Raw genomic sequence first — 4527 nt, 5'->3', positions numbered from 1 at the left:
GCCGACCGGTGAGCCGGGCGCGTGCACCGCGACCTACCGGACCGTGAACACCTGGCCCGGTGGCTTCCAGGCCGAGGTCACGGTGGCCAACAACGGCGCGAGCACGCTCAACGGCTGGACCGCACGCCTGACCCTGGCCTCCGGCCAGGCGATCAGCAGCCTCTGGAACGGCGTCAACACGGGCACCACCGGCTCGGTGTCGGTCCGCAACGCCGACTACAACGGCACGTTGGGCGCAAACGGCTCGACGACGTTCGGGTTCACCGCCACCGGCAACGGGGCCACCGCGCCCAGCGGTGTCAGCTGCACCAGTCCCTGACCGGATCGCCGACCCCGGACAGGGGTACCGGGCCGGGGGTGGCACTGTGCCGCCCTCGGCCCGGCACCGGCCGGGACAACGCGAGGTCCCGCCGGACGCCGGGATGTGCTCTAATTAACTCTGGTCGATGTTTGCGCTAACATCAGCGATCTCGCAGGCCACCACCACCGGCACCTCGGGACCGCAGCGCAACTCTTGTTAGCGTTTACACCGACGGCCATCCACAACTCGCGATACCCGGCCCCGCCGGCCGGACGGTCGCGCGTACCCGAGGAGCCGTCATGGTGATCCCCCGTCCCCGGTCCGTCCGATCCGGACCATCGCGTCTCGTCATCTCCGCCCTGGCTCTCGCCCTGGCCGCCACCGGCGGCGGCCTGACGCTCACCGCGAGCCCCGCACAGGCCGCCACCTCGATCACCGTCAACGGCGCCTCCGGCGGCCAGACGTTCGACGGGGTGGGCGCGGTGAGCGGCGGCGGCGGCAACAGCCGCCTGCTGATCGACTACCCGGAGCCGCAACGCGGGCAGATCCTGGACTACCTGTTCAAGCCCGGATACGGCGCCGCGCTGCAGATCCTCAAGGTCGAGATGGGCGGCGACACCAACTCCACCAGCGGGTCCGAGCCGAGCCACGAGCACGTCCGTGGCGATCTCAACTGCAACCGCGGCTACCAATGGTGGATCATGGAGCAGGCCAAGGCCCGCAATCCCGCCATCAAGCTGGCGGCCCTGCCGTGGGGCGCTCCCGGGTGGATCGGCAACGGCAACTTCATGTCCCAGGACATGATCAATTACTTCGTGGACTGGCTGGGCTGCGCGCGGCAGCACAACCTGACCATGGACTACATCACCGCCGCCCAGAACGAGAAGCGGACCGACGCGAACTGGACCATCAGCCTGCGTCAGGCGCTGAACGCCAACGGCTACAGCGGCGTGAAGATCATCTATGGGGACGACTACCCCGGAAGCTGGGGCCCGGCCAACGCCGTCGCCAGCAACGCCACGCTGCGCAACAGCATCGACGTGCTCAGCGGCCACTACCCGTGCGGCTACCTCAGCGCGCAGACCACCTGCACCGTCTCGTCGACGGCCACCTCCACCGGCAAGACGCTGTGGAACAGCGAGGGCGGCTCCCAGGACTACAACGACGGCGCCAAGCCCCTGGCCCGCGGCATCAACCGCGGCTACATCGACGGCCGGATGGTCGCCTACCTCAACTGGGACCTGATCGCCGCCATCACGCCGAACCTGCCCTGGTCCACGGTCGGGCTGATCCTGGCCAACCAGCCCTGGTCCGGCTGGTACTCGGTCGGCAAGAACACCTGGGCGCTGGCGCACACCACCCAGTTCACCGCGCCCGGCTGGCGCTACCTGGACTCGGCCTCGGGCTACCTGGGCGGCAACCGCAACAACGGCAGCTACGTGTCGCTGCGCTCGCCCACCACCGGCGACTACAGCACGGTCGTCGAGACCATGGACGCCACAGCGGCCCAGCAGGTCACCATGAACATCACCGGCGGGCTGTCCACCGGCCAGGCGCACATCTGGGCCACGAACCTGAACTCGACCAACCCGAACGACTTCTTCGTCCGCACCGCGGACATCACCCCGTCGGGCGGGTCGTTCTCGTTCACCGCCCAGCCCGGTCACCTCTACACCGTCACCACCACGACCGGGCAGGGCAAGGGCACCGCCACCAGCCCCGCCCAGGGCTCGCTGGGCCTGCCGTACCGCGACGACTTCGACAGCTACGCCAACGGACGGTTCCCGAAGTACCTCCAGGACATGCAGGGCGCGTTCGAGATCGTCGGCTGCGGCGGCGGCCGGTCCGGCATGTGCCTGCGCCAGATGTCCGCGCAGGCGCCCATCACCTGGAAGACCCTCGCCGACCCGGCCACCTACGGCGGGAACCTGAGCTGGGGCAACTACACGGTCTCCGCCGACGTCCTGCTCGAACAGTCCGGCTACGCCCAGATCCAGGGCCGCGTCGGCAGCACCAACCTGGACCCCATCGGCCGCTACAACGCCTACTTCCTGCGGGTCACCGACTCCGGCGCGTGGTCCATCCTGCGCAACAACACCGCCGGGCAGCTCACCACGCTGCGCAGCGGGAACGTCGCGGCGCTGGGCACCAACCGCTGGCACAGCCTCGCGCTCGGCTTCTCCGGCACCACCATCACCGCCACCATCGACGGCACGACGGTCGGCACGGCCACCGACTCCACGTTCGGCACCGGCCAGGTCGGCTTCGGCACCAGCCAGGGCGAGACCGCGCAGTTCGACAACCTGTCGGTGGTCGCCGGTCCGGGCGGCAACCCCGGCGGTACGAGCGGCGCGTGGCTCAACCCCAACTCGAGCCGGTGCCTCGACGTGCCGAACCAGTCCCAGACCAACGGCACCCAGGTGACGTTGTGGGAGTGCAACGGCGGGACCAACCAGCAGTGGACGGCGACGTCGGGCCGGCAACTCCAGGTGTACGGGAGCAAGTGCCTCGACGCCGAGGGGCAGGGCACCTCGTCCGGCACCCGGGTCATCATCTGGGACTGCAACGGCGGCACCAACCAGCAGTGGAACGTCAACACCGACGGCACGATCACCGGCGTCCAGTCCGGACTGTGCCTGAGCCCGAACGGCGGCGGGACCGGCAACGGCACCTCCGTCGTCCTGTCCGCCTGCACCGGCGCGAACAGCCAGAAGTGGAGCCGGGCGTGACGGCCCGACCCTCGCCGACCACACCTGTCCGCCGCAGCGCGGCCTACCCCGGGAGATGACCTGTGACGTCAACGCTATGGAGAACCGACCGCCGGACCAGACGATGGCTCGCTCTGGCGGTGACCATGCTCGCCCTGCTGGGGCTGGCCCCGGCCATCTCCGGAGGGCTGAACCCGACCGCCGCCCGGGCGGACAACCCGATCGTGCAGACCATCTACACGGCCGACCCGGCGCCGCTGGTCCACAACGGCCGGGTCTACCTCTACACCGGCCACGACGAGGACAACTCGACCTGGTTCACCATGAAGGAGTGGCGGGTCTACTCGTCCGACGACATGGTCAACTGGACCGACCACGGCTCGCCGCTCAGCCTCGCCACGTTCAGCTGGGCCAAGCAGGACGCGTGGGCCGGCCAGGCGGTCCAACGCAACGGCAAGTTCTACTGGTACGTGCCGATGGTCGTGCGGGCGACCGGCCAGATGGGCATCGGGGTGGCGGTGGCGGACAGTCCGACCGGGCCGTTCCGGGACGCCATCGGGCGCCCGCTGGTGAGCAACGGCGAGATCGATCCGACCGTGTTCATCGACGACGACGGCCAGGCGTACCTGTACTGGGGCAATCCCCGCCTGTGGTACGTGAAGCTGAACGCGGACATGATCTCGTACTCGGGCAGCCCGACCCAGATCCCGCTGACCGCGGCGGGCTTCGGGGCGCGGACCGGTGACGCGAACCGGCCGACCCTCTACGAGGAGGGTCCGTGGGTGTACAAGCGCAACGGGCTCTACTACCTGGTGTTCGCGGCCAAGTGCTGCTCGGAGTTCATCGCCTACTCGACCGCGCCCGGGCCGCTGGGACCGTGGACGTACCGCGGCACCGTCATGCCCACCCAGGGCAGCAGCTTCACCAACCACCCCGGGATCACCGACTACAAGGGCGGCTCGTACTTCTTCTACCACAACGGCGCGCTGCCCGGCGGCGGCGGTTTCACCAGGTCGGTGGCGGTGGAGAAGTTCTCCTACGGCGCCGACGGCTCGATCCCGACGATCAACATGACCACCACCGGCGCGCCGCAGATCGGCACGCTCAACCCGTACGTCCGGCAGGAGGCCGAGACGAGCGCCTGGGCGTCCGGCGTGGAGACCGAGCCGGCCAGCGGCGGCGGAATGAACGTCGGCTTCATCGACAACGGCGACTACCTCAAGATCAAGGGCGTCGCCTTCGGGACCGGCGCGACCTCGTACACCGCCCGGGTGGCCTCCGCGGGCAGCGGCGGCACCATCGAGCTGCGGCTGGACGGGACCAGCGGCCCGGTGGTGGGCACCTGCCGGGTGTCCGGCACCGGCGGCTGGCAGACCTGGGCCGACACGACCTGCGCGGTCAGCGGCGCCACCGGCACCCACGACCTCTACCTGCGGTTCACCGGCGGCAGCGGCTCGCTGTTCAACATCGACCACTGGCGGTTCAGCCCGACCGGGAGCACCCCACCGCCCACCCCCC

The 4527-nt window shown here is 69.8% G+C and carries 3 protein-coding genes; all 3 read left to right on the top strand.

The annotated features are described in order from the left end of the window. Positions 1-319: cellulose binding domain-containing protein (locus tag F8279_RS29235; protein WP_192580796.1), on the top strand; the 319-nt coding region annotated here is incomplete at its 5' end. Positions 320-600: 281 nt separating this feature from the next. After that, the gene (locus F8279_RS29230; protein ID WP_151501664.1) at positions 601-3030 is read left to right on the top strand and encodes a ricin-type beta-trefoil lectin domain protein; all 2430 of its coding nucleotides are present in this window, start codon (positions 601-603) and stop codon (positions 3028-3030) included. A 125-nt stretch (positions 3031-3155) separates the two neighbouring features. Further along, on the top strand, positions 3156-4527 hold a 1372-nt coding region (locus tag F8279_RS29225), incomplete at its 3' end, for a glycoside hydrolase family 43 protein (RefSeq protein WP_151501665.1).

It is taken from the genome of Micromonospora sp. AMSO1212t, from assembly GCF_008868145.1.
Lineage (GTDB): Bacteria > Actinomycetota > Actinomycetes > Mycobacteriales > Micromonosporaceae > Micromonospora > Micromonospora tulbaghiae.
This window is presented reverse-complemented; position numbering and strand designations above follow the sequence as displayed.

Coding starts and splice junctions, on each gene's coding strand:
- F8279_RS29230 (WP_151501664.1), top strand. CDS start 601: ATGGTGATCCCCCGTCCCCGGTCCGTCCGATCCGGACCATCGCGTCTC.